The sequence below is a fragment of the Streptomyces sp. NPDC045022 genome (genome assembly GCF_056432605.1).
Genome location: NZ_JBWKIR010000004.1, coordinates 44607 through 68337 on the forward strand (window position 1 = coordinate 44607; position 23731 = coordinate 68337).

At 70.5% G+C, this 23731-nt stretch carries 27 protein-coding genes; all 27 read right to left on the reverse strand.

Annotated elements, in window-relative coordinates; all coding sequences use genetic code 11:
- Window positions 1–24: 24 nt before the first annotated feature.
- A complete protein-coding gene (locus AC07C1_RS08890; protein WP_478937904.1) occupies window positions 25–624 on the reverse strand; it encodes a hypothetical protein in 600 nt (199 codons plus the stop codon).
- Window positions 625–718: 94 nt separating this feature from the next.
- Entirely contained in the window at window positions 719–1027 is a 309-nt protein-coding gene (locus AC07C1_RS08895) for a hypothetical protein (protein ID WP_478937905.1), read from the reverse strand.
- A 56-nt stretch (window positions 1028–1083) separates the two neighbouring features.
- Entirely contained in the window at window positions 1084–1275 is a 192-nt protein-coding gene (locus tag AC07C1_RS08900) for a hypothetical protein (RefSeq protein WP_478937906.1), read from the reverse strand.
- A 75-nt stretch (window positions 1276–1350) separates the two neighbouring features.
- Window positions 1351–2262: a hypothetical protein gene (locus AC07C1_RS08905; protein ID WP_478937907.1), complete on the reverse strand. Its 912-nt coding sequence runs from the start codon at window positions 2260–2262 to the stop codon at window positions 1351–1353.
- A gap of 64 nt (window positions 2263–2326) precedes the next feature.
- A complete protein-coding gene (locus AC07C1_RS08910; RefSeq protein WP_478937908.1) occupies window positions 2327–3460 on the reverse strand; it encodes a PD-(D/E)XK nuclease family protein in 1134 nt (377 codons plus the stop codon).
- Between the two features lie 61 nt (window positions 3461–3521).
- Complete coding sequence (locus AC07C1_RS08915) at window positions 3522–4715, reverse strand: DEAD/DEAH box helicase family protein (RefSeq protein WP_478937910.1); 1194 nt, start codon at window positions 4713–4715, stop codon at window positions 3522–3524.
- 27 nt (window positions 4716–4742) lie between these two features.
- Window positions 4743–5093 carry a hypothetical protein gene (locus AC07C1_RS08920; RefSeq protein WP_478937911.1) on the reverse strand — a complete coding sequence of 117 codons (351 nt, stop codon included), beginning with the start codon at window positions 5091–5093 and terminating at the stop codon, window positions 4743–4745.
- A 230-nt stretch (window positions 5094–5323) separates the two neighbouring features.
- The gene (locus tag AC07C1_RS08925; protein ID WP_478937912.1) at window positions 5324–5887 is read right to left on the reverse strand and encodes a hypothetical protein; all 564 of its coding nucleotides are present in this window, start codon (window positions 5885–5887) and stop codon (window positions 5324–5326) included.
- Window positions 5888–6062: 175 nt separating this feature from the next.
- On the reverse strand, window positions 6063–6299 hold the full coding sequence (locus tag AC07C1_RS08930) for a hypothetical protein (protein WP_478937913.1): 237 nt from the start codon (window positions 6297–6299) through the stop codon (window positions 6063–6065).
- Window positions 6296–6523 carry an Acb2/Tad1 domain-containing protein gene (locus tag AC07C1_RS08935; protein WP_478937915.1) on the reverse strand — a complete coding sequence of 76 codons (228 nt, stop codon included), beginning with the start codon at window positions 6521–6523 and terminating at the stop codon, window positions 6296–6298. The genes AC07C1_RS08930 and AC07C1_RS08935 overlap by 4 nt, the downstream gene beginning before the upstream one ends.
- A 3-nt stretch (window positions 6524–6526) precedes the next feature.
- Window positions 6527–7393: a GH25 family lysozyme gene (locus tag AC07C1_RS08940; protein WP_478937917.1), complete on the reverse strand. Its 867-nt coding sequence runs from the start codon at window positions 7391–7393 to the stop codon at window positions 6527–6529.
- Window positions 7394–7406: 13 nt separating this feature from the next.
- A complete protein-coding gene (locus AC07C1_RS08945; RefSeq protein WP_478937918.1) occupies window positions 7407–8219 on the reverse strand; it encodes a hypothetical protein in 813 nt (270 codons plus the stop codon).
- 63 nt (window positions 8220–8282) lie between these two features.
- A complete protein-coding gene (locus tag AC07C1_RS08950) occupies window positions 8283–8645 on the reverse strand; it encodes a hypothetical protein (RefSeq protein WP_478937920.1) in 363 nt (120 codons plus the stop codon).
- Between the two features lie 65 nt (window positions 8646–8710).
- Window positions 8711–9019, reverse strand: coding sequence for a hypothetical protein (locus tag AC07C1_RS08955; RefSeq protein WP_478937921.1), 309 nt, complete (start codon window positions 9017–9019; stop codon window positions 8711–8713).
- 19 nt (window positions 9020–9038) lie between these two features.
- Window positions 9039–12350, reverse strand: a complete 3312-nt coding sequence (locus AC07C1_RS08960; RefSeq protein WP_478937922.1) for a beta strand repeat-containing protein — start codon at window positions 12348–12350, stop codon at window positions 9039–9041.
- A 6-nt stretch (window positions 12351–12356) separates the two neighbouring features.
- On the reverse strand, window positions 12357–13445 hold the full coding sequence (locus AC07C1_RS08965; RefSeq protein ID WP_478937923.1) for a hypothetical protein: 1089 nt from the start codon (window positions 13443–13445) through the stop codon (window positions 12357–12359).
- Between the two features lies 1 nt (window position 13446).
- The gene (locus AC07C1_RS08970; protein ID WP_478937925.1) at window positions 13447–14376 is read right to left on the reverse strand and encodes a hypothetical protein; all 930 of its coding nucleotides are present in this window, start codon (window positions 14374–14376) and stop codon (window positions 13447–13449) included.
- A gap of 9 nt (window positions 14377–14385) precedes the next feature.
- Window positions 14386–15282, reverse strand: a complete 897-nt coding sequence (locus AC07C1_RS08975; RefSeq protein ID WP_478937926.1) for a phage distal tail protein — start codon at window positions 15280–15282, stop codon at window positions 14386–14388.
- Entirely contained in the window at window positions 15279–20084 is a 4806-nt protein-coding gene (locus tag AC07C1_RS08980; RefSeq protein WP_478937927.1) for a phage tail tape measure protein, read from the reverse strand. Before AC07C1_RS08980 ends, AC07C1_RS08975 begins: the two co-directional genes overlap by 4 nt.
- Entirely contained in the window at window positions 20085–20366 is a 282-nt protein-coding gene (locus tag AC07C1_RS08985) for a hypothetical protein (protein ID WP_478937928.1), read from the reverse strand.
- Between the two features lie 50 nt (window positions 20367–20416).
- The gene (locus tag AC07C1_RS08990) at window positions 20417–21028 is read right to left on the reverse strand and encodes a hypothetical protein (protein WP_478937929.1); all 612 of its coding nucleotides are present in this window, start codon (window positions 21026–21028) and stop codon (window positions 20417–20419) included.
- 17 nt (window positions 21029–21045) lie between these two features.
- Entirely contained in the window at window positions 21046–21534 is a 489-nt protein-coding gene (locus AC07C1_RS08995; RefSeq protein ID WP_478937930.1) for a phage tail tube protein, read from the reverse strand.
- Between the two features lie 146 nt (window positions 21535–21680).
- Window positions 21681–22124 (reverse strand): hypothetical protein, encoded by a 444-nt coding sequence (locus tag AC07C1_RS09000; RefSeq protein WP_478937931.1) that lies wholly within the window; start codon window positions 22122–22124, stop codon window positions 21681–21683.
- Window positions 22125–22379, reverse strand: a complete 255-nt coding sequence (locus AC07C1_RS09005) for a hypothetical protein (RefSeq protein ID WP_478937932.1) — start codon at window positions 22377–22379, stop codon at window positions 22125–22127.
- Complete coding sequence (locus AC07C1_RS09010) at window positions 22376–22816, reverse strand: HK97 gp10 family phage protein (RefSeq protein ID WP_478937933.1); 441 nt, start codon at window positions 22814–22816, stop codon at window positions 22376–22378. Before AC07C1_RS09010 ends, AC07C1_RS09005 begins: the two co-directional genes overlap by 4 nt.
- Complete coding sequence (locus AC07C1_RS09015; protein WP_478937934.1) at window positions 22816–23199, reverse strand: hypothetical protein; 384 nt, start codon at window positions 23197–23199, stop codon at window positions 22816–22818. The genes AC07C1_RS09010 and AC07C1_RS09015 overlap by 1 nt, the downstream gene beginning before the upstream one ends.
- A 51-nt stretch (window positions 23200–23250) precedes the next feature.
- Window positions 23251–23700: a DUF6093 family protein gene (locus AC07C1_RS09020; protein WP_478937936.1), complete on the reverse strand. Its 450-nt coding sequence runs from the start codon at window positions 23698–23700 to the stop codon at window positions 23251–23253.
- Between the last annotated feature and the right edge of the window lie 31 nt (window positions 23701–23731).

Here is a 23731-nt window from a genome sequence, read left to right on the forward strand (position 1 = left end):
TTCCGCCACCCCGTTCCGCCCGGTTCAGCCGGCGTGAGCGGCCGGGCGGGCCTCGGGGGCGGTCATCGCGTGCCCCGGGGTGCCGCAGCCGAGGCAGCAGAGCAGCCCGTTCGCGTGGTGCCCCCAGCAGCTGCAATGCCCGCACAGGGCCGGGTGCGCGGCGGGCAGCCCGGCCCTGGTGACCAGGGACCGCAGGCGCCTGATCTCGGCCGCGTGCCGGGCGGCGCGCTCCTGCTCGGCTTCCTCGACCTGGATCGTCATCAGGTTGGCGTGCTGGTCGAGGATGTCGGCGAGGCGGCGGGCCTCCTCGGCGATCCGGCGGGCCTGGTGGACGGCCTGCCGGTCGCGCGTGCGGTCGAGGTGGAACTGGGCGCCGCCGGCCTCGGCGAGGAGCTGTTCGGCGAGCTGGTCGCGGGCGTGCTCGCCGTCACCGAGGCCGTTCAGCTGCGCCTCTGCGCGCGCCTGGTCGTCGCGGTCGGCGATGTCGGCGAACAGGGCGCCGATGCCCACTGGGTCATCGCGCCAGGCGCGGGCGAGCCCGATCAGGACGGGGATGACCTGCTGGGCGGAGTCCAGGGCCAAACGGTCCTGGGCTTCCTGGCGCAGGGTGGGCAGCTTGCCCATGTGGTGCCTCCAAGAGGTGAGGTTCGGTCGAGTGGTGCGGTATTTCTACGGGCGGTCGACAGGACTGCCAGCCGCCCGCCCGTAGGGGTGGGGGTCAGGCCGTGGGAGCGGTCTTGGCGGCCAGGGGGAAGCCGTGCTCGGCGGCGATCTGCTCGGCGAGGTCGACGCTGGCCGTGAAGCGGCCGCCGTGGTGCTCGCGTCCGGGGATCTTCAGGCCGTGGAACTCGCCGTGCGCCTCGGTGATGGCGACCGGCCAGGCGGCGTCGAGGAAGCCGACGACGCCTTCGGACTCCACCACCAGCACGTCGCCGTCGCGGATGTCCTCGCGGCACTGGGTCGCGTCGTACGCCTCCACGGTGTCGTCGAAGCGATGGATGGCCGGCGCGGTGATCGGGTTGCGCATGTCGTTCTCCAAGAGGTCGGTGCGGTCGAGCGATGTGGCACATCCAACGGCGGTGGTTAGGCCGAGTGAACGGTCTTCGCCGGGTCCGTGACGGTGACCTCGCCCTCCGTGGTCAGCGTCGTCTCGCTCAGCTTGACGCCGAAGCACCACACCTCGGCGACCGTGGCGTTGTCGCTCTCGTGCCGCACCACCAGCTTCCAGCTGCCACCCTCGCAGGTCGCGGTCGACGTCATCGACTGCTCGCTCATGTTCAGTCCTCCTCGCGATGTAGGCCGGGCCCTTTCCCGCCCATCCCTCTTATTCTAGTGGCAATCAGAGGGGCGTCAAGAATTTTTTTCGGGCGGCGGATCACCCTGGCGTGCTCTCTCCCGCCCCTCACGGGCCATCTGACGCGCCAGCTGCCGGGCGGCCGCCACATCCCCCGGACGCTCCAGCGCGACCCGCCGTGCGCGGGCCAGGTCCTGCTGATAGTCGCGCAGCCAGGTCTGCTGCGCCTCCCGCTCGGCCTCCGCCTGGTCCCGTTCGCGGGCCGCGCGACCGGCGCGCGGGTTCGTGCCGCAGGCGCGGCAGTTCGCGGCGGGCACGGAGTGCCTGGGGCAGCCAGCGGGAGCGGGCTCCCCTGCGGCGCCAGCCGCGGGGGGTGGGGGGGAAGGAAGGACAGAGGAAGAAGAAGGAAGAGAAGGGGTTCCACCGGTGGAACCTTGAGGGTTCCACCCGTGAGACCCACTGGGTTCCACCGGTGGAACCCTGCCTTCGGCCTCGTCAGGGTTCCACTCGTGGAACCCTGCCTCTCTCACGCCCTCGCCGGCGGCCAGCGCCCGCGCGTCGATGTCCTGGCTCGTCATGCCCGGCGCGGACGGTGCCGCCCGGCTGACCCCCGTGCGCGCCTTGCGCGGGTTCTTCGGAGCCGAGTCGGACACCTGGAACCGGGCGTCCAGATCGTCGTTGGACGGGATCGCCGGGACACCCATGGGGAACACCCGGTAGACCGCGCGGCGGCCCGCCTTGCCGACTTCCACGCGCTCTATGAGGCCCTTGGCGACCAGCTCGGTGACGATGGTGATGCACCGCTTCTCGGTCACGCCGACCCACGCCCGCAACCTGCGCAGGCCCGGCTTCGACAGGCGCGTCTCGTCGTCGGCCGAGTCGCATATCTTCATCAGGGCCAGCTTCTGACCCTGGGTGACCACGTCATCGGGCAGGTAGGCAGCGACGACCATCAGGTGAATGGACAACGGAAGTTCCCTCCACGGGCACGCCGCCGCCCGCCCCGACCCGGGACGGGCGGCGGCCGTCCGATCAGGCCTTGAAAGGCCGCACGATGATGGTCTTCGGCGTGGTCTCGGAGGTCTTCACCTCAGGCACTGCCAGGCCCGCCGCCTTCAGGTTCTTGATCATGCGGTCCTCGTCCGGCACCATCGGCACGGGGATCTGGGCGTCCTCGTGGAGGTTGACCATCTCCTGCACGTCGACAGCCCACTTCGGGTTCTTGCCGCCCCAGGCCAGCTCGTTGCGGCCGTACGCGCCCGCCGGCGAGGTGTCCAGCATCAGCCGGGCCTTCTTCTTGATCCGCTTGCCCTCGGTCTCCAGCTCGTGTCCGCGTACGTACTCCTCCAGGGCCTGCTTCCGGTCGGCGTCGTCGTGGATGAGGACCGTCTGCACCGGCGCTCCGGGGACCTTGGGCAGCCCCCAGCAGGCCGTCATGAACGGGCAGTAGTCGCAGATGGAGTCCAGGCCCGGCCCGTCGAAGTCCCGCCGGGCCTCCTCCGGGCTGTTCAGTTCCAGCACGCGCTGCACCCACCAGCGGGCGCGGGAGGCCTCCATCGGATCGAACGGGATCTCCTGGATGTACTCCTCGCCGTTGTCCCGGTTGACGAAGCGGAAGCGGATCCGCTCCACCTGCAGCGGGCCGAGCTTGGCCAGGTACCGCTGGCCGGGCACGTCCTCGAAGCCGACCGTGCGCAGCAGGTCGGCGTACAGGTACACCTGGCGCAGCTCGGCCGCCGTCGCCCCGTAGCGGCGCACCTTGTCCCACAGGAACGTCGTCTTCGTCTTGACGTCCTCCACCGTCACGACCTCGGCGGGCACCTTGGGCCGGTGGCGGGCCGGGACGCGGCGGGCGGTCTCCTCGTCGAGCTGCACGGCGTCGATGTGGCCCTTGATCGTGTCGTCGGCGACGGCGCGTTCGACCAGCCAGCCGTACTCGCTGCGCGCGGCGCCGAGCAGGCCCTCGTGGATGTAGGTGCCGAGGATCGCGGCGCGCTTGTCGGTCTCGTCGGTCGGCGGGGTGCCGGCGATGATGTAGGCGGCGCGGCGCTCGCAGACGGTGTCCGAGGCGCCGAGCTGCCGCTGCAGCGAACGGGGCCGTCTGGCGTCGACGTCGTGGGCGGCCGTCCACAGGGACGGAACGCTCTCCACAAGCTGAGCAGTCACAGCAACTCCTGATGTTCGGGGCGGGCCGGGCCGTGCAGGGCCCGGCCCGCGAGGGAAGGGGTCAGCGCCGGGCGGCGGCGGTCTTGGCGGGCGTGCGCTTGGCCGGGGTGCGCCTGGCGGCCGCCTTCTTGGCGGGGGCCTTGCGGACGGGGCGCCTGTCCGGGTCGGGCTCGTCCTCGGCCTCGGCGCCGCTCTCTTCGGCCTTGCGCTCGGCGGCGGCCCGCAGCCGGTCCGCGTCGGTCACCGGCCCCTGGCCCATGTCGGCCGGCGGGTTCTCGATCTCGGAGACCAGGCGCTCGATCGCGGCACGGATGGAGACGACCTCAGCACGGGTCAGGCCGGTGTCGTCCTCGGCGGCCTCCCACCACAGCTCACGCAGCCGCTCGACGTCCTGCAGGTCCGCCACCCCGTGGTCGTTCAGCCAGCCCTGCACCCGGTCGCCGACGAGCGCGGGCATCTGGCGGGGCTGCGAGGCCAGCGAGCAGCCGAGCCGGTTGAACACCAGGTCCTCGATGGTGAAGTCCGGCAGGTCGAGCGGCTTGCCGTCCTCGATACGCAGCTGCAGCGAGCGGGCCTTGATGACCTGGGGGGTGCGGCCGCGCCGCATCCGCACCCACACCGAGCAGTCGAAGGCGAGATCCTTCTGTGCCTGGACCTTCCACTCGCGCAGGACGCGGTTGCGGTTGTCGGTGACGGGCTTGCCGTTGTCGTCGATGGCCGAGATCAGCTTGCCGCGCGCGGTGATGATGGCGATGCCGGGGAACGTCTGCAGCAGGTGAATAACCTCGAACCACCTCTCGGTGGCGTCGTTCCACAAGTTCATCCCCACCTCAACCGAGGCGTCCGGGTCGTCCTGCAGGCGCTTGGCGTTGGTCTTGCCGCGCCGGGCCCGCTCGTTCGTCCAGGTCTTGAGCATCCGCCACAGCGCGGTCCCAGAGTCGACGGACAGCACCACCGGCGGTTCGCCGGCGAGGGCGGCGCGGCGGGCCTCGTCGTGGACGGCGCGGATCTGCTCCAGGATGTCGCGGTAGGTGCCGTCGTGATTGATGATCAGATAGTCGGCGCCGGGGATGGCCGCGTACTCATCGGCGCTGCCTTCCGACAGGTCGACCCAGTACATCTGGCCGATCTGGTCGGAGGCGGAGAACTCGGCGGCAGAGTAGGTCTTTCCGGCGCCCTCGTCTCCTTCGATGAGGATCAGCGGCCACGGCACGATGCCAGTCGGCTTTCGGGTCTTCAGCTTGATGGTGCCCATCGGGACTGCTCCAAGAGGTCGTTGGTCTCATGCAGCGCGCAGAGCCCTGGTCTCGAACAGGCCCGCCCACTCGGGGTGGCGTTCGATCAGGAGCCGCACGTACCGGCTGCGGAAGTTGTTGTTCAGGCGGAAGGCGTCGCCTTGAGTGGCCTGTCCGTACCGCCAGCGCAGGAGCTCGAAGAGCATCCCGATCCCGACGCGGGTGAAGCCGTCGGTGACGCAGTTGGCGGTCAGCGCCTCCAGGTGCCGCAGCACCCACGGGTTGAGGGCGTGGAACGCCTCGAACCGCTGCTGGATGGACTGGCCGGGGTCGGCGTTCGGCTGCTGGACGGGCTGGATGTCGTCCAGGCCCGGCAGTTGCTGCTGGTGAATGGGCACGGGACCCCCGAAAGTGCAAACACCTCTCCAATGGTGTGGCACATCTTTCATGAAGGGTCTGACACGTTCAACCAGTTCGCAGCCAGCAAACCGACGGCGGCCGGTCGGCGACCGGGCCGTGGCCAAGGTGGCGCACATCGTTCCTCCCGAAGACAAGAGCACCGGCCCGCTCCGGGCCGATGCTCTTATTCTAACCTCATCTTCGGTTTTGTGCCGCCTGTTTGCGCAGGTCAGGCGGATTTCGCGGCGCGGCCCCGGGGGACGATCACCGAGCCGGGGCCGGTGTAGCGGCGCTGCCGCAGCGCCGCCTCGACCTGCGGGACGACCGCCCACATCACCGTGCGGGACTTCGCCTGAATCTCCGGCGCCGCCTCGATCAAGGTGTCCAGCAGCCACAGCGGCGACCCGGACAGCTGGTAGTCCGCCGGCGCGAACCGGCCCTGCCGCACCACGGCCGACAGGTTCTGCTGGCTGCTCAGCCCGAACAGCGCCGTCGCCTCCTGCAGGCCCACCAGCGGCGGCACGTCGTCCACGTTGCGCGCCCACATGCCGGGCTCCTGCGAGGCCACCAGCTGCTGCAGAACCCGCTCGTCCACGTCCTTGCCCCGCGGCGTCATCTCCCCGAACCCCCGCGCGAACGACAGCAGCCAGTACGGCGACCCGGACACGATCACCGCGCGCTGGTAGTTCAGAACGCCCCGCGCCACCCACTGCGTGACCTGCGTGGGCTTCACCCCGTACAGGGCGGCGAACTCCTGCCTGCCGGCCAGGAACGGCTTCCGCTTCCCCGCCACCACTGGACCCCTCCTCAACTGGACTGCCCTTAGATTCTAACCAGCGAGGGCCGGGGCCGCTCAGGAGCGCGCGCCCAGGATGGCCGTCCGGAGAGGCTGTTACGCTGAAGCCTCCAAGAGGCCGAGGCCCCCACCGCATGCGGTGGGGGCCGTGGTCTTTCCGGGCGCATCCGGCCTACGCGGCGAGGTCGTACTGTGGCGGCCGCGGGGAGCCCAGCATCCATCCCCACGCCGGCGACAGGTAGTGCTCGGCCAGCCGGAACACCGTGTAGTAGCAGAACATGGCCACCGGCATCAGCACGCTGGTCAGGGCCTGCGCGTCGAGGCCGAGGCCGTGGCGGGCGGCCAGCGCCACCAGCCATCCGGCCAGCGCCGGGACACCGGTGCGGAGCAGAGACACGAACAGGTTCACGGCTGGGACTCCTTCGGTTGGCGGGCGATCGCAGCGTTCGCCCAGAACATGACTTCCTCGAGGCGGAACATGGCCGACTGCTTCTCCGCGCCGTCAGGCAGCTCGGAGTGCAGCATCAGCGCCAGCTCCAGGCACGCGGACCTGATGTCCTCGTGGGCCTGGCGGCGCTCGTCGGTGTCGGCCGGGTGGAACGTGAACCGGCGGATGACGTCAGCGGCGTCCACCGGTCACTTCCGGCCGTAGGCGAGGGTGAACAGGAACGCCCAGCCCTTCGGGCCGATCGCGGCGTCGCGCGGCTTGCCCTGCGAGCGGAACTGCGGGTGCGCGTCGAAGAAGCGGCGTACACCGCCCTCCGTGCGCGTCCCGTAGTGGTCCGACAGGTCCGCGTCCGAGATGTGCAGGAACCCGGCCGCGCGCAGCGCCTTCTGCAGCGGCTTCGCCGATGGCTTGGACCTGCCCGGCGCCAGGCCCTTCGGGAACGCCGGCGGCACGTACGGCCTCGGCGTCGGCGGCTTCGGCTTCGGCGTCGGCGTCTTGGGCGCGCCCGCCCAGTCCTTCCACGCCTGCACCGACGCGAAGTTGCACACGTCGACGTCCTGCCCGCCCCGGATGCCGTACTGGTGGACCACCCACGAGTTCTTCACGCGCGGCTGGCCCGGCGCGGCGCCCGGGTCGGCGATCCACAGGCCGTCCCCGCACACGGAGGTGCTGTCGTGCCGCTTCCAGAAGTCGAGGTTGCAGTACAGGATCACCCGCAGCTGCGGGCACAGCCGCTTCACGGCCGCCAGGAACGCGTCCTTCTCCGCGCACGACGCCGCGGTGTGCGCGGTCGTCGTCTCCCAGTCGCACGCCAGCACGTCGCCGGCCCGCGGGTCGGCGCAACGGACGAACCACTCGGCCTGCGCCTGGATGTTCCCCGGCCACAGGAAGTGGTACCAGCCGACCTGCTTGCCGCCGCCCCGCGCGGCCTTCTCCTGGTCGTCGCGCCGCGGGTTGGCGTAGCTGCGGCCCTCGGACGCCTTGATGAAGACGACGTCCACGCCGCCCATGTCCGGGTGCGCCTGCAGACTGCTGATGTCGATGGCCTTGAGCATCGGCCCGGCCTCCTCACTTCTCCAGTTGGATGACGTCGATGTAGCGGCGCAGCCGCTGGTAGGTGGCGAGCGTCATCAGCCCGTCGCCGTCGTCACCCCACGACCGCGACCAGCTGTTGCGGAAGCGCACGACGGTGGCCTCGGGCTCGACGCGGCCCGCGTGGTCCTGGACGACGCGCTCCAAGCCCACGAGGTAGATCTCGTGGCCGCCGGCCAGCGGCGATGACACCCAGTCGCCGCCGTCGACGAAGCCGTACCGGTCGGGCTCGAACCACGCTTTGAACCACGGTGTCCCGTAGAGCAGGCCCCCGGTCTGCAGCAGCGAGGCGACCGCCGTGGCATTGGTGGCGTGCCGGTAGTGGCCGGCCAGGCCGCGCCGCTTCAGTACCTTGGCGATGGCCAGGCCCGAACTGCCCGTGTCGGAGGGCGGGAATACGCCGGCCGCGTCGTCCAGGCCGGTCGCCTCCGCGTACAGGCCGATCGCCCACTCCTCGGCCGCCTGCGCGTCGGTGAGGACCAGCCCGGCCGCCCGTGCCTCCGCGTCATCGAGGAGCAGCGACACCGCGGCCGTCCCGGCGTTACCGGTGCACGAGCCGAGCGCGTCGACGTCTGCCGCGCCGGCGATGACCTGGGACAGGTTGATGCCCTGCGCGAACAGGTCCTCTTGGTCGAGGACCGGGATGCGCGGGGTGTGCTGGACAGGCTTGAGGGGCGCCCCGGTGTGCTCGTGCACCCACTGCAGAGAGCGGGCGTCGAGGACCTGGTGGCGACCTAGCTTCGTGTGGTGTGGGTAGCGGTGGGTGAGGGTGCCGTGAGTAATGGGCACGTCCGGTGCCGTTTCTCCCCCGCGCCGGACGAACAAGGAGCATGCTGCCGCGGTGGTGTGCCGCTACGGGCTTGCCCCCACCTTGCTGGTCAGCCACAGCTGCAGCAGGCCGATCAGCAGCGGGGCGATGAACGCCGACACCAGCCACTTGCGGGTGCTGGCCGCCTGCTGCTGATCGGCCTCGCGGGCCCTGACCGCAGTGCGCTGCGTCTCTTCGACGGAGGCCAGCCGCTGATTCACCAGCCGCTGATCCGCCTGGTAGACCTCCTTGGAGACGGTCTCCTCGAAGCGGGCGTTCATCGCGGCCAGGTCACCGCGCAGGTCGTCGCGTAGCTGCTGGATGCCGTGGTTCTGGTCTTCGCGCATCTGCTGCAGTGCGCGGTGCAGTTCCCACAGGGTGGGCTCGGCGCTCGGCGGCTGCGTCACCGCGCACTCCTCGGATAGGCGCCCCCGCGCCGCCCACGAGTCTACGGGCAGAAGCAGACCACCCGTCAGCCAGCGGGGTGGATGTTCCCCGGGCTACGCCACGCCGCATTCACCGCCGGCGGCAACGAAGAGACGGCCTGCTGCCACGCCGTGGCCAACGGCGTGCCGGGCGAGGCCTCCGCGAGGGCCTGCCCGGCGTCCAAGACCTGCTCAAGCCACTGGTCGACCGGCGGGATCACCGCGTTGTCCCAGTGCGTGTTGAAGTCGGCCATCGCAGTATCGCTGTCGGCTGCGGTACCGGACTCGCCGCACTGGCCGCACGTCCACGAGAAGCCGGAGGCGTCCGGGCCGACGATCGTCACCTGACGTGCCATCGTGTGTCGTTCTCCCTCGTCACAGGCTGTACATGAGGCCGCAGAACGACACCCACGGCGGGTTGATGGTGGTGGTGTTCGTGCCGACGATGCCGACCGTGCCGTCCGAGTTGAAGTCGATCTTCAGTGACAGCGTGCTGGAGCTCGACGCGGAGCACGCGGCCGACAGGGAGCACTTCGAGGACGGGCGGGCGGCCGACGGCAGCGCGGACGCGAACGGGGCGCCGCTGTTGGCGATGGCGCCGCTGCTGTAGGTGATGTTGAGGCCGCCGCGCCACTGCACGAAGTTCGTGCCCAGCACGTTGATCACCCTGTACTGCACGACACCGTTCGAGTTGCCGTTGCCGGTGTACCCGGAGGCCAGCGCCGGGGTCGTCCAGTCCTTCACCAGGTTGAAGATGACGCCTTGCCCGAGGTAATCCCACAGGGGCAGCGCCACGTAGGTGGGGGAGGCCAGGTAGACCTTTTCCGCGTCGAACTCGACGATCTGCTTGCCCATCGCGTCCGTGCCCAGCAGCACACTGGCCGGCGGCGCCGAGCTGGTCACGAGCGACGACTTTGGGGCGGTGATCGCCAGCTGCGTGGCCGCACCGTTGACCTCGGACGTGATCAGGCCGTCCGTGTCGCCGGCCTGGCCGCTCGTGAAGCGGATGACGCCCGTGGGCACCCCGCCGATCGTCTCCTCGTCGATGACGACCCGGTTGCCGCTGCTGGCCGTCTGCAGCTTCGCCCCGGTGATCGTCTGGCCGTCGATGGCCCCGGCCTTGACGTTGCTCGCGGTGATTCCGCCGGACTCCACGACCTCGATCGCGTACATGTCGATCTCGACCGTGCCGGTGCCTTGCTGGTAGTTCGCGTACAGGAACGGCGTGATGTAGCGGACGCTGGAGTGCAGTTGGGCGGGCGCGTTGGCGTTCGGCGCGGTCGTGCGGACGGGGGTGTCCGAGGTGCCCTTGAGATAGCCGGTGTACGTTGCCCAGCCCGCGCCGGCGACCAGGTCCACGCTGTCGACCGCCACGTAGAACTGGCTGGACTTCGAGTTGGCCCCAGTGTTGTTCACGAAGGTCACGCCGTCGGCCGCCAAACCGGCCACGCCCGCGTACAGCGTCTGGTTCGTACCCGGTGTCGAGTTGGCGACCGTCTGTCGTATCCGCAGGCTGACCCGGTACGTCACCGACGGGTCGTAGGGGATCTTCACGTCCGGCCGGTAGGCGCCCTGCACGTAGCCGACGCACCGCATCACGTTGCCGCCGGCCTGCGAGTCCGCGACGGCGACCGTGGTCATGGTGCCGCCCGGGTTCTGCCACTTCGACGCCGAGTCGCCGAAGTCGTACCACTTCTGCCCCACGGTTCCGGCCAGGCCGACTGACAGCCGGTCCACGGTGATGGTCCCGGCCTTGATGCTCGCCGCATCCAGAGTGTTCGTCAGGATCGACGCGCCGTTGATGGTGGTGGTCTGCGGGATCTGCCCGGTACCCATCTGGGTGGGCGGCAGCGTCACCCCGGAACCGATCGACCCGGTCACCGTGCCGGCGCTGCTCGCGGAGGCGACTGTGCCGTTCACGTTGGCCGCCGAGATCACCAGGCTGGTCGCGTCGATCTGCGCGGCCGTGATCTTCCCAACGGTGATCTTGCTTGCGTCGATGGACGAGATGACACCCGAGGCCGCCGTGATCGTCCCTGCGTTCAGCTTGTCGGCGGTGATGGTGTTACCGGCGATCTTGTCGGCGGTGATGGTCAGGCCCTGAATCTGCGCGGCCGTGATGCTGGCCGCGGCGATCCGGTCGGCGGCGACCGTCCCGGCGGCGAGCCGGTCGCCGTTGATCTGCCCGGCGACCAGCTTCTGCGTGGTGATCGCACCGTCGGCGATCATCGTGCCCGGGAGCACCGGTCGCACCGCGGCGTTGTCGAACCAGACCGCCCCGGCGCTCGCCTCGTAGGACTCCACGATGATGAAGGCCTTGACGGTGTTCGCCGGTGCCGAGACGGTGGCGGCAAGGCGCTGCCAGGTGGGACCCAGCACCGGCGGCGAAGCCTGCACGACGCTCCAGGCCACGGTGGCGCCCGCACTGTTGAGCCACTGGGCGTAGAACTTGACGGTGCCGTTGTAGTCGGCCGACGCCTGGTAGTCGCACGCCAGGTACAACTGGTCGCCGGCCAGGATCGGCACGGTCGTCAGGGTGAGGTTGCGGGTCGAGACCGCTCCCGCCACAGCGTCGACCTTGACCGACTTGGCGGAGCCGTTGCCCTTAGCGTCCACCGACCAGAACGCGCCCGCCGAGGCGACGAGCGCCGCCGTGTAAGCGCCCTCGAAGCTCGGGTCGCTCAGCAGGTTGGCGCCGCCAGCGACGGTCAGCTTGTCAGTCGTGATCGCGCCAGCGGCGATGTTCGATGCTGCGATGGTGTTCGCGGCGATCTCGGCGCCCGTGATCGCCTGGCCCTGGATCTGGCCGGCCGTGATGGACTTGCCGACGATCTTCCCGGCGTCGAGGGTTCCAGCCGCGATCCGGTCTCCGCTGATGGTGTTGGCGACCATCTTGGGCGTGGTGATCGCACCGTCCTGGATGGACGTCGTCCCCACCGCGCCTGCAGCGAGCTTCGCTTCGGTGACCGCCAAGTCGGCCAGCTTCAAGTCGGTGACCGCGCCGTCGGCGAGCTTGCCGACCGAGACAGCGGCCTGGGCCAGCTTCGCCTCAAGGACCGCGCCGTCAGCGAGCGCGACACTGCCCACCGCGCCCGTAGCGAGCTTCGCTTCGGTGACCGCACCGTCGGCCAGCGACAGGTCGGTGATGATGCCGTCCAGGACCTCGTCCGCGACGACCGGCGCGGATGAGGCAGGGCCCGCCACCCCGGACGGCGCGGAGGTGGCTCCGGACGTCGAGACGCACACCAGGCGCACCCACACCGGCACGTCAGCACCCGTGGGCACCGTCATGGAGCCGCCCGAGGCGGCGTAGAACCCGGAGAACAGGGAGTCGTCTGCGGTGAAGTCGGCGCTGGTGGAGTAGTGCACGCCGACGTAGGCGAAGTCCGTGGGGGCCGGACTGCCGTCCGTGAACGTGCCGTCCCAGGTGACGGCCACACCGCCCGTGACGGAAGCCACGGTGGGCGTGGACGGGACAGGCGGAGGCGGGCCGTTGACGGCGGCCATGCCCACCGTGCCGTCCTCCTGCAGGCCGATGCTGCCGCGCAGCAGGCCGTCGCCGTCGTAGATGCCTATGGAACCGTTCTCGATCGAGGAGTTTGCCAGACGACTCGACCGCGCCAGGTCGCGCACCAGGCGCTCCAGGTTGGCGATCCTGGCCGCCAGAACAGAAACCGTGTCAGCCAACGAGGTTCAGCCTCCGTAGATGAAGGAGTCGGCGGGCGCGAGACTCACCGCCATCCGCTCCTGCTGGTCCCCCTGTGCCGGCGTGAGCGTCCATCCGGTCACTCGCGCCCATCCGTCGTAGTCGGTCCACTCGTCGTGGACCTGCACCCACACGTCGTCACCCACCTGGAACGAGCCGAAGCGGGCCGCGGGGTGGTCGATGAGGTTGACCTGCTCGACCGAGCCGCGCTTCTGCCGGGCAACCCGCCCCTGCCGGGCCCTCGCCGCCAGCTGGTCCTTCCCCTTGATCGTCGGCAGGTCCAGCACCTCCTCAAGGCGCAGCCGGCCGTCCCGGACCGCATCCGTCGCCCGGCGCCGCGCCTGCCCCTCACCGGAGCCGAGAGCGGCAACGACCTGCGCGTAGGCGTCGCCGTCGTAGGTGACCGGCTGCGCGTCGACGATGTTCACGCCGGTCGAGAACGAGACGTCGCTGCGGCGGGCGCCCAGGCGGGGCCAGCCGAGCCGGATACGCCGCTCGGGCAGCCCGCCCGCCCACTTCACCTGCTCGGTCCACTCAGGGCCGCCGAAGACCGCTACGGCATCGGAGACGACGTCCGCGAGGGCGGGCGCTTCCCACCAGGTCGTCGCGTACGGCTCCTCCGGGGTGCCGATCTTCGCCTTCGAGGTGGTCGCGTCGACGACCACGCCCAAGTCGCCGTCCGGCTGGGACTGGCAGTACGCCCACACGTCCCGGATCACCTTGCATGGGTCGCCGTACGTGTACGGGCCGCGCCCGTTCAGGTTGCCGTGCATGTCGTGCCGCTTGTTCAGGTAGGAGCCGAACCCGGCGGCCTCGATCGGGTACTTGCCGCCCTCCGGCTCCGCCCGCCAGATCAGGCCGCCCCACATCAGCCGCGAGTCCCGCTCGGCGAAAACCAGCGTGTTGCCCGGGTCGACCATCGAGCCCAGCACGTGCGCCAGGTGCGGCTCCAGCGTGGCCTGCAGCGCGCCAGGCCCGTTCAGCTCGGGGCCGTAGGACACGTCGCTCAGCGGCAGATCCCACGCCAGGACGCTGCCGCTGACCGCATTGCACGTCAGGTACCGGTAGGCGGGCACCTCAGATCACGCCCTCTTCGAACTCGACGTCCGCGATCAGGGAGGTGCTGCCGTCCACACCGAGGTCGCCGGTCTCGCTCTTGGACATGTAGGTCTGCAGGGAGAGGGTGTGGGTGGTGCCCCGCATGTCCGCGGGGATGGTCATGCTGTCGGCGAGCACCACGGTGCTCCGGCGGGTGACGGTGCCCTGGTCGTCATCGATGGCGGTGTCCTGGCCCGTCGTTGACCCGAAGACCTGCTGCATGTGGGCGTACACGTCGGCCCTGGTGAGCCGCAGCCCGGCGATGGTGGTGACGATCTTCGCGCTGACCGCCCAGCTCGGCACGAGGATGGACCAGCTGGCCTGGGTCGGCCAGTTGTGCCACTTGTTGTCCGAGTAGGTCAGCGAGCTGAGGGCGCCGGGGAAAGCGGTGTACAGCTGTCGGTCCCGCCTCGGGTTCGCGATCCGCCGAAGGTCCGTGATCATCGCGTTCGTGACGGTCGCGCAGTTGGCGGGCAGCGCGATCCTGGCCAGCGGTATCGCGCTCATCCCCGCCGGCGGCAGCGTCGCCGTCGCCGACACGTTCGACACCACGTCGAAGAAGCCGATGTCGTCCGTGGCCGGGTTCAGACTGCCCTCGTACTCGGGGTCCAGGACCCGCAGCACCACCATGTCCGTGCGAGGCGTCGCCCCGGTCGGAGCGATGTCCACCAAGGCCGTGCCCACGTTGTACTGGGTGTAGGAGCCCTGGCCCCAGGCGGAGCCGCGCACGACCCCCGAGCCGTCGCCGACCGCCACCCCGGCACCGGGGGTGGTCTGCTGGGTCACCTTCAGGTCGTTGCCCTCGGTCACGCCCTGCGCGCCGCGCGACAGATCGCGGATCATCATGCGCATCGTGCGGGCCGGGTGCGTACCACCGTTGATCATCATCGGCGGCTGTATCAGCGTCATCTCATGTCCTCACAGGGCGGTGTAGGCGTCGCGCCACGACACAGTTAGGCGGCAGGTGTTCGTGTAGTCCGTGGCCGTCCAGCGGATCTCGCTCCTCCCCGACGGGATCTGGAACAGGTCCATGCGGGATCCGGCCGTGAGCGCCGGCGCCGCGTTCCCGGACCCGTTGCGCAGCACCCACCGCGTACCGGGCCGGGTGTCGATGTCGATCCGCTCCCCGGCAGCGAGGCTCGTCTGCAGCTGCAGGTAGCGGCCGGTCTCCACCACCCACACCTTCGGGTTGGTGACTGGGCCGTCGAAGCGCACCGTCGGCCACGCCGGCTGGTCGCCGCCGTTACTCACCCAGCCGGGCCGCTCCGATGGGTTGGACACGCCGGTGGTGATCGGGGCGACCACGGGCGCCGTGAACCCCTGGGAGTCGTCGGAGATGTCCAGCGGCAGCACCAGGGCCTGCAGGGTGTCGGCGTGCCAACGCGGGTCAGTCGCCGTGAACTCCAGCGTGAGCGGAATCCACCCGTACACGGCCTGCGACATCGACGCGGCCTCCACCCGACGCCACCGGCCGAACACGCACTTCGTGTCCCTCCCAGGCAGCTTGGCCCGCAGCATCGCCCGCGCGCCCGCCACCGTGCGGATGCTGTCGGCGCCGGTGACCTGCTGCAGCTGGGCCAGCAGGTCGAGAGCCGCTCCCGGGTCGTCGGGAGTACGGATACCGGCCTCGATCGACAGGGTGCGCATCCCGAACAGGTCCACACCCGGAAAGCCGCCGTCCCCGGTCGGGTTGTCGACGTCGGCCGTACGCCGGTCCGGGGCCGCCACCCCGCCCAGGTCACCGACCGGCACCAGTGTGCCCTTGCCGATGACCATGCCGCCCAGGTCCAACTGGTAGTCCTGCAGGACCGTCACAGCTTGCCTCCTCGCTGCGCGGCACGAAGGCGCCGCATCACCTCCGCGCCGATCTCCTGCGCCACGCCGCGCCCGTCCCCGCCGGCGGCGACGTGCACGGGCATGGTTCCGATCAGCGGCTTTGACGTCTCCCTGACGACCACCACCTGCACCCCGCCGGACGGCTTGGCGTCCACCCGCATGGGGCCGGTCACCCCCTGCGGGGTGAGGGCGTATCCGAAGCGGTGGGCGACGTCCTCGAGCACCTGTGTTGCCGAGGGCCGCTTGGTTTGCCCGAGCGGGATGTACGCCTCCCCGCCTGTGGACGGCTCCGCGAAGCGCACCAGGCCGTTGCTCGTCGCATACAGGCCCGGTGTCAGCACGCCGCCCATGTCGTACGACAGGCCCTTGTTGGCCCGCTTCAGGTCGGAGAGGAAGCCATCGGCCCGCTTCCCGAGCGCCTTAGTCAGCCGCGTCTTGCCCGCGTTGGCGACCTCGATGACGCGGTCCTCGCCGAGCTTGGTGGCGTCCGCCACCTCGTGGATGCCGGTCGTCGGCTTCTTGATCGCGGCAATGATCTTCAGCAGGTCGGCCAGGTCCTCGTCCGACAGCGTCGCCGACGCGTCCTTCGACGCCTTGTTGGCCTTCGTCGCCTTCTTCTTGCTCTTGACCGCCTCGGCCGCCAGGTCCTGCGCGGCCTGGTCGCCCTGCGCGGCGAGCCGAGACGCCAGGTCGCCGTACCCCTCCGCCGCGAGCTTCGTGAGGTTCGCCTGGAACTGGGAGGTCTGCTTCGTGGCGTTGCCGAGCTGGCCGGTGAAGTCCGCCAGGGACGCCTTCGCGGCGTCGGCCAGCTTCTTCAGGTCAGCCGACATGCTCTTGATGTACTTCGAGCTGCCCGTGGCCATCTTGTGGGTGAGGCTGATGCCGTCGGCGCCCATCGCCTCCAGGGCGTCCGCGACGTCCTGGCCGGCACGGTGGGCGACCGTCGACAGGTCCTTACGCCACCGCTCAGCCTCCTTCACCGACTGGTGCAGGTTCTTGGAGAACTTGCCCAGGTCGAGGCCGGTGCCCTTCTTGTTCATCGAGTCGGAGGCGATCGAGGACAGGGAGAACACGCCGTCCGAGCCGCCCGCCGGCGTGTACGTCCACCCCGACAGGCCACCGTCGGCGTGGTACTGCACGGTCGCCCCGAACCGGTGCGCCACCTCGTCCAGGATCTGCTTCGAGCGGGCCCGCTTGGACTGCGCCAGCGGGATGTACGCCTCCCCTGGGGCGGTCTCCGGCTCCGCCCACACCCGCCACGAGCCGGCGGGCGCGATCTGCGCGACGTGATTCTCCCGGCGGACTCCACCGTCGGCGTAGAACGACAGCAGACCACCATCGGCCTGCGGCAGCGGCTTGCTCGCCCACATGCCCGTGCCGCCAACCCGCGGGATCACCGTCACCGACACCGGCGCGGGCGGATTGATGCTGACGGAGATGTTCTTCGTGCCGGGGATCTCCCGCACGCTCGCGCCGATGTTGTCCAGCTGCGTCTCGACAGCCTTCATGTCCCCGGACAGCAGGGCGGAGGTCAGCGCGGACGCGGCCGCGGTGCCCTTCGTCTTGGCGACCTGCTGGATCAGGTCCAGCATCGCCGACCATTCGCTCTTGGCCTTGCCGCCCGTCGTGTGGAACGCGGACACCACGCCCCGCAGATCCTTTTCACTGATCGGCGGGTCCGCGCCCCAGATCGCGCGGATCTGGTCCATCGCCGAGGTCACGTCACCGGACATCAGCGCCTGGTGCAGGGCGTTCGCCGCGTCCGAGCCCTTCTCGGCGGCAACCTGCGCCAGCAGGTTCATGCCGCGCGACATCTGCGACCGAGCGGCCGTACTGCCCGCCCTGACGGCGCGGCTCATGTCGCTGACGGCCATCTTCTGCATGACCCGCGCGAACTTGCCGCTGTCGTTGGTCTCCGCCGCGTCCGCGAACTGCTTGGCGATCCTCTTGCCGTAGCGGGCGGCGATCGCAGGCAGCTGCGCCAGGGCCGCCCGGAACGCCGGCTGCGAGCGGGCCGCCGCCTCCGTGATGATCGACTCCAGCTCGTCGGCGACCTTCGTCTTGCCCTTGGCGAGCTGCCTCACGAGCTGGTCGAGGATCGGCGCCGACGACACACCCAGCTTCGCGAAGTGGTCGCTGAGGTCCCCGTACCCGGCCATGGCCAGCTTCGACAGGTTGCCCTGGAAGCCGCGCTGCGCCCTCAGCTGGGAGCGCAGCTCCCGCAGGTAGTCCTCCAAGGTGGCCTTGGCGTTCTTGTTGGACTTGGCGACCTTGTTCTGGGCGTCCTGCCACGCCTTCGCCGGGTCGACGATGGAGCCGAGGGCCTGCGCCATCGCCTTCATCTCGTCGGTGTACTGCGGTAGCCCGTCCTTCCCCGTCGGCACGAGCGTGTCGAGCGTCCACGCCTTCGCCCTGCCGACCTTGGCCTGCTGGATCTTCGCGTTGACGATCTCCATCGCCGCCGCGAGCTCGGCCTCCTTCTTGACCGCGCCCGACCAGATGCCGTGCTGCTTGTTCAGCACGTCCATCGCGTGCTGGCCGTCGGTGGTCAGGATCGAGCTGACCTGGCCGGACACGTCCGTCGAGGAGAAGGAGGCGTTCTTCCACACCTCCTTCTTCAGGTCGGCCAGCTTCTTACCGCCCGAGGTGATGGCGTCCAGGGCCTCCGACATGCCGATGCCGACCTTCTTCAGCTTCTCGGCGTCGTCGGAGTTGGTCAGCGACTCTGTCAGCGCCCGCAGGCCCGCGCCCTGGTCCCCTTGCTCCCGCTCGGCGCGCAGCGCCGTCACCAGGTCGTCGGTGGCCTGCTTGGCCTGCTCCTTGGACGCCGAGTACGCCGAGTAGGCGAGCACGCCCACCGTCAGCAGCGCGGTCAGCCCCGACACGGCCAGGCCCGCGCCCTTCAGCACCGCCGGCATGATGGCGCCGCCCGCCGACGCCTCCGCCTGCGCCACCCGGAACGCCGCCCACTGCGCCTGGATGCGGGTCAGCGCGGCCAAGGCCAGCGCCCCACCCGCCGAGATCGCCAGCAGGCTGGCACCGAGAGTCTTCAGCGGGCCCGGCGCGTCCGCGACCGCGCCGGCGAACACCGACAGGGCGTTGCCGAAGGTCTGCAGCACCGGCAGCAGCGCCCGACCGAGGTCGATCCCCAGCGCCTTCGAGCGGTTGACGAACATCTGCCACTGCCCCGAGGCGGTGTTCATCTGCATCTCGAACGCCTTGTGCGCGGCTCCCGCCCGCTCTACCTCGTTGGCGATGCCCTGGTAGGTGTCGGCGTAGTTCTTGCCGTCGTTCGCGGCGAGGGCGAGCATGGCCCGGGAGGCCCGCACATCGTGGAGCAGGCCAGTGATCGCCTCGGCGGAACCGTGCGTGGCCCTGGTGATCTTGCCCACCACGACGTAGAGGCCGTCCTGCTGCACCGCCGATGCCGCCGACTCGTAGCCGAGCTTGTGCATCATGTCGGCCAGCTCTTGTGTCGGCTGCATCATCCGCGTCATCAGCATGTTCAGGCCGGTCGCGGACTCCGCTGCGGGCACACCCGCCAGAGTCACCGCGGCGTACGCGGACGCCAGATCGTCGAAGGAGATCCCGGCGGCAGCGGCCATCGGCACGATGTCGCCCAGGTGCAGGGCCAGCTGCTCGAAGGAGATGACGCCCTTGTTGACGGTCTGGAACATGATGTCCATGACGTCGGACGCCTTCGACGCCGGCAGGCCGTACGCCTTCAGGACGCCCAGTAGAGCCGTCGCGGATATCTCCGTCGTCGTCAGGCCCGCGCTGGCGCCCTTCGCGGCCACGCCCAGGATCGTCATCGCGTCCGCGCCGTCGTAGCCGGTCGACACGACCTGGTACAGGCCCTCGGCGAGCTGGTCAGCGGACTGCGTCATCCCCTTCGACAGGGAGATGATCTGGTCGGTGAACCCGCCCACCGTGGACGCGTTGATCTGCTGGGAGATCGTCATGACGTTCGCCATGTGCTTCTCCAGCGACACCGCGCCGACGACGCCGGCGGCGAGGACGGCCGACAGCACCAGGCCCGTCTTCATGTAGCCGTCGACCCGGGCCTGGGAGGCGACGCGGGCCTCCGCCACCGCTGCCGCCTGCGCCTGCCGCACCGCGCGGGCGTTCGCCGAGGCGCGCGCCGCCGCGGCGGCCTCCGCCTCATCCCGTGCGGCCAGCGTCTGCGTGGCCCGGGCATCGGCAGCCGCCCGGGTCTGGGTGGCGCGCGTCGACAGGGCGGCCGCGCGCGCGGCCGCGGCCTGAGCGGCGGCGGCCCGCTCCTCCTGCAAGGTCTGTGCCTGCGCGGCCCGGGTCGCCGCGGCGGCGGCCGCGTTCGCGGTGGCCTGCGCCGCCGCCGCACCCTGACCGGTCGCCGCCTGCGCGCGGGCGGCCATCGTCGCGGCCACGGCTTGGGCGCGCAGCGTGCGCTCGCCGGCCGCGGCCGCCGCAGCGCGTTCCGTCTCCGCCCGGGCGGCCAGGTTCGCTGCCAGCACCGAGGCCCGCCCGGACCGTTCGGCCGCCGCGGCGGCCGCCGTCTGCGCGGCCCGCGTGCGCTCCACGGCCGCCGTGACCCGGGTCTGGGCGATCACCGCGTCAGCGGACGCCGACGCCTGCAGGCGGGCCAGGCGCTGCGTGGCCGTGCCGGTCTCCGCCAGCGTCCGGTTGACCTGCTGCAGCTGCCCGTCGAACTGGCGCAGCTGGTTCGCCGACTGGCGCAGACCGCCGGTCAGGCCACCGGTCCGCGCCGTCAGGTCGACGTACAGGTTGTAGGCGCTGCTCACCTACAGCTCCCGTCTGGGCCTCAGCCCGATCTTGACCCCGCGCCCCTCCGGACCGTCCGGTACCTGCTCCCGCTCCATGGCCAGCAGCTCGCACCCCGGACAGGTGGTGCTGTCGGCGACGTACGCGAACCGGTCCCCTCCCAGTTCGGGCCGCCACTCGTCCGCCCTGGTGCCGCAGCCCGCGCACACCACCCGCGTGTAGGCCAGCCACGCGAGGGCCTTCGCCCGGTCCAGCGCCGTCCACCGGCCGTCACCGGCTCCCGCGAACTGGCTGTGCGGCATTCCATAGGTGTGGCACAGCTCCATCTCCGCCCGGAACGCCGGGTCGGAGATCAGCCTTTTCCCAGGTCCGCCCGGATCGTCTGGTTGACGACGAGCGCCCCCGTGAACAGGGCCTTGGCTTCCGCGTCCGGCCAGGCGTCCAGCAGCTCCTGCGCGTCGGCGACGCTCATCCCGTCGACCTCGGCGCCGGTCTCGTCGCGTTCGACGTGGCAGGCGGAGATCACGGCGGCCGGGAACGTGTCGACGTTGTACTCCATGCCCTTGTCGGCCTGCGCCTCCGTCGGCGCGTGGTCACGCAGCAGTTGCTCCCACACTGGGCGTGGCAGCGCCCGGAACGTCAGCGTCACCGTCGCCTCCGCCAGCGCATCCTGAGCCCGCGTGAGGGCCGCGTCGGCGGCCAGCACAGCGGGGTTGGAGGCCACCCAGGCGTCCCGCTTGTCCTCCCCGATGCCCTGCTCGGTGCACTCGGCCATCGCCGCGGCGCGGGCCTTGGCCAGCTCCAGTGCCGCGTCGGTGACGGCCATCTTCGCGTCCTCGTCGTCACAGATCGACAGCGTCGACTCGGGCAGCTTCCTGGCCCGGAGCCGGGCCATCTTCGCGGCCCAGTGCGCGTCCTTGGCGACGGCGGTCGCCGGCGGCTGAGCCTTGCTTCGCGTGGTCATGCGGCATCCCCTTCAGATCAGGTCGCGGCCGGGATCGCGGCGTCGAGCGTCGGCTGGCCCGCGATGGCGAACGTGACGGTGAACTTCGCCGGGTCGTTGCCGGCGGTGTAGGCGGGGGCACGGCCCGCCACCCGGACCGGGAAGACGTCCATCGACTTCGAGGACGGCACGTCGCCCTTGCGCATGATGGCGATGTAGCCGACGGTGCCCTTCGACAGCAGCGTCTCGATCGTCTCGACGGCCTGGTCCTCGTAGAAGGTCAGGCTGGAGGAGTCCGCCTTGTCCTCACCCGGGATGTTCGTGGTGAGGGTCGAGCCCATGTCGGGGGTGTCGATGGGGCTGTTGGCCAGCGACCAGCCGGCGACGTCGGAGACGAACCCCGACAGGTCGGTGGCGTTGGTCGCGGCCAGCTCCGTACGGGTCGGCACGTTGCCCGCGTCGGCGATTGTCTTCAGGAAGTAGAACTTGGTGACGCCGCGGCGCATGAACCGCTGCTGGGTGGTCACGAGGGAACCTCTGCTCTCCGGGGACCCGAAGCCCCCGGCGAGTGGCGGAGGCCCGTCCCCAACAGGTCGCATCAGCGAGCCAGGGGGTCAGCCCGTGCCGGTCTGGCCGGGCGTCCGCGAAAGGGCCTCCGCGGTGAGGTGCGCTTCTAGCTGGCCGGCTGGGACACCGTCAGGGCGAAACGCTGCACGTAAGTGTAGGTGCCGGACGTGACAGTCGTACCGTCCTCCTGGTCCAGGGCACGGTCGATGACCCTCGCCCCCTTCACGTCGATCGGGTTGAGGAACGCGCCGCTGCCCGTCTTCCGCGCCAGGAACGCGGCCCGCACCTTGTCGGCGTGCAGCGACACCTGCTCGGCGGTCGTCCCCACCGAGGACACCTGCAGGTACACGCGGGCGTCCGCATCCGCGTCCCCGAACGGCGGCCCGAACCCGGCGACCTGCCCCAGCTCGTACAGCACGCTGTACGGGATCGTCGCCCCAGTCGGCTGCGCATCCGACGCCGGCGCGGTCCCGTACCCGCAGGAGCGGCCCGTCACCGAGGTCAGCATCGCCTGCACTGCCAAAGCCACCTGACGGCCCGACACGCTCATTTACTCGCCCTCCTCCTCGTCGCCTGCCAGCTTGGCGGCGTGGACGACCGCCTCGATGTCCGTGACCGCGTACCGGTGCAGGCCAAGTTCGTCCCACACCGGCATGCTCGTCGGGATGGAGCCCCGCAGCAGGCCAAGCTGCCCGGTGCCCTCCTCGACCAGCTCGACGGCGAACACCATCCGCGACACCAGCCCGTAGCCGTGCGCGCTCATCACACTGGAGACGGCCTGGTGCAGGTCCTCCGCCAGGCTCACGACAGGCCACCGTCGACAACCCGGCCGAGCGCCTGCAGGAACGCCGGCTCGATCGTGTGCACGGCAGGCCCCAGGTGCGGGTAGGGCGGCTGGTCGAAGATCCGGCCGAGGCTGTCGGGGCCGATGTACCCGTACTCTAGGCGGCGGCCCTGCGGCTTGTTCGTGCCGACCGTCCCCGACACCGTGCCGCCCCCGACGTGCACCTCGTGCGTCCACGACCGCCGGTAATCACCCGTGATCACGTTCGGGCCCGGCCTGCCGCTCGCATTCGCCTTCACCTGCGTCTCCAGCAGCATCGTGTAGTGCCGCACCACCGCGAGGGCCCGCGGCAGCACCTGCGCCGCCCGCTCATCGAGGAGCGCCGCCAGCTCGGCCGCATTGGTGTACGCACCCGATCGCGGGTGCGCGTTGGGGTGCGGGTTCGCACTGGACGCCATCAGCCAGACACCTCCTGCTGCCACTTCCCGGACGCCCACTCCACAAGGAGCTGCAGCAGCGCCCGGGTGTACTCGTTGGGCCCGCCGTCCATCAGGTCGTGGCGGGCCATTACCTGCCGCTCCAGCTCCCCGGCGTCCATCGCCTGCAGGAACGCCGCGGTGGCCGGGCCGGGGTCCGGCGGCACGCCGACCGTGACCCGGGCCAGGCCCTCGAAGTCGTCCTTCACCATCGGCGACAAGAACAGCACCAGCTCTGCCGCGCGGCCGGCAACCTGCCGCAACTGGTAGCCGCTGACGGCCTTGGAGATGTCGCGGCCGTCGAGGGCCACCGTGCCCGCAGCCTGGTCGGCGGTGATTCGCACCTGGTGCAGCTCGTCATCCATGCAGATCAGCGTACGGACCTGCGCCGACAGCCTGTTGGGGCCAGCGAGCGGCTAGAACGGCGGGGTCGGCCCGGACTGTGCGGCCTGCGTCGCCTGGGTGACCTCGTCCATCCAGGAGATCCGCACCACGCTCAGCGTGTTGGCCTGCGACAGGTCCAGCACCCGCCACACACGCCCCAGCAGGCCCTGGTCCTGCGTGGCCCGCGTGACCCGCACCAGGTCGTCACGGGAGGCCACGGGCGCCTCCAGCGGGGTCAGCAGCTGGTACCGGTTGCGGGTGTCGTCCTGGTACGCCTGGCCCGCCAGGGACATCACCATGCCGGGCCCGCCGGCGGCGAACACCGCACCCAGCCCCTGCCACAACACGGCGTCCGGGCCGGGCTCGTACACGCCGGTGTCCTCGTTCAGGACCTGCGGGCCGGGCCGGAAGATCTCCACGTCATCGACCATGATCCGCTTCAGGACCGGCTGCAGCGCGGCCAGCGAGATGGGGCTGCTCATGCCTTCGAGCGTAGGCGCCCGCGCGGACACC

Excerpts from the sequence above, each read along its gene's own strand:
- AC07C1_RS08890 (WP_478937904.1), bottom strand. The coding sequence starts at position 624 with ATGGGCAAGCTGCCCACCCTGCGCCAGGAAGCCCAGGACCGTTTGGCC.
- AC07C1_RS08895 (WP_478937905.1), bottom strand. The coding sequence starts at position 1,027 with ATGCGCAACCCGATCACCGCGCCGGCCATCCATCGCTTCGACGACACC.
- AC07C1_RS08900 (WP_478937906.1), bottom strand. The coding sequence starts at position 1,275 with ATGAGCGAGCAGTCGATGACGTCGACCGCGACCTGCGAGGGTGGCAGC.
- AC07C1_RS08915 (WP_478937910.1), bottom strand. The coding sequence starts at position 4,715 with ATGGGCACCATCAAGCTGAAGACCCGAAAGCCGACTGGCATCGTGCCG.
- AC07C1_RS08940 (WP_478937917.1), bottom strand. The coding sequence starts at position 7,393 with ATGCTCAAGGCCATCGACATCAGCAGTCTGCAGGCGCACCCGGACATG.
- AC07C1_RS08955 (WP_478937921.1), bottom strand. The coding sequence starts at position 9,019 with ATGGCACGTCAGGTGACGATCGTCGGCCCGGACGCCTCCGGCTTCTCG.
- AC07C1_RS08970 (WP_478937925.1), bottom strand. The coding sequence starts at position 14,376 with ATGACGCTGATACAGCCGCCGATGATGATCAACGGTGGTACGCACCCG.
- AC07C1_RS08985 (WP_478937928.1), bottom strand. The coding sequence starts at position 20,366 with ATGCCGCACAGCCAGTTCGCGGGAGCCGGTGACGGCCGGTGGACGGCG.
- AC07C1_RS08990 (WP_478937929.1), bottom strand. The coding sequence starts at position 21,028 with ATGACCACGCGAAGCAAGGCTCAGCCGCCGGCGACCGCCGTCGCCAAG.
- AC07C1_RS09000 (WP_478937931.1), bottom strand. The coding sequence starts at position 22,124 with ATGAGCGTGTCGGGCCGTCAGGTGGCTTTGGCAGTGCAGGCGATGCTG.
- AC07C1_RS09010 (WP_478937933.1), bottom strand. The coding sequence starts at position 22,816 with ATGGCGTCCAGTGCGAACCCGCACCCCAACGCGCACCCGCGATCGGGT.
- AC07C1_RS09015 (WP_478937934.1), bottom strand. The coding sequence starts at position 23,199 with ATGGATGACGAGCTGCACCAGGTGCGAATCACCGCCGACCAGGCTGCG.
- AC07C1_RS09020 (WP_478937936.1), bottom strand. The coding sequence starts at position 23,700 with ATGAGCAGCCCCATCTCGCTGGCCGCGCTGCAGCCGGTCCTGAAGCGG.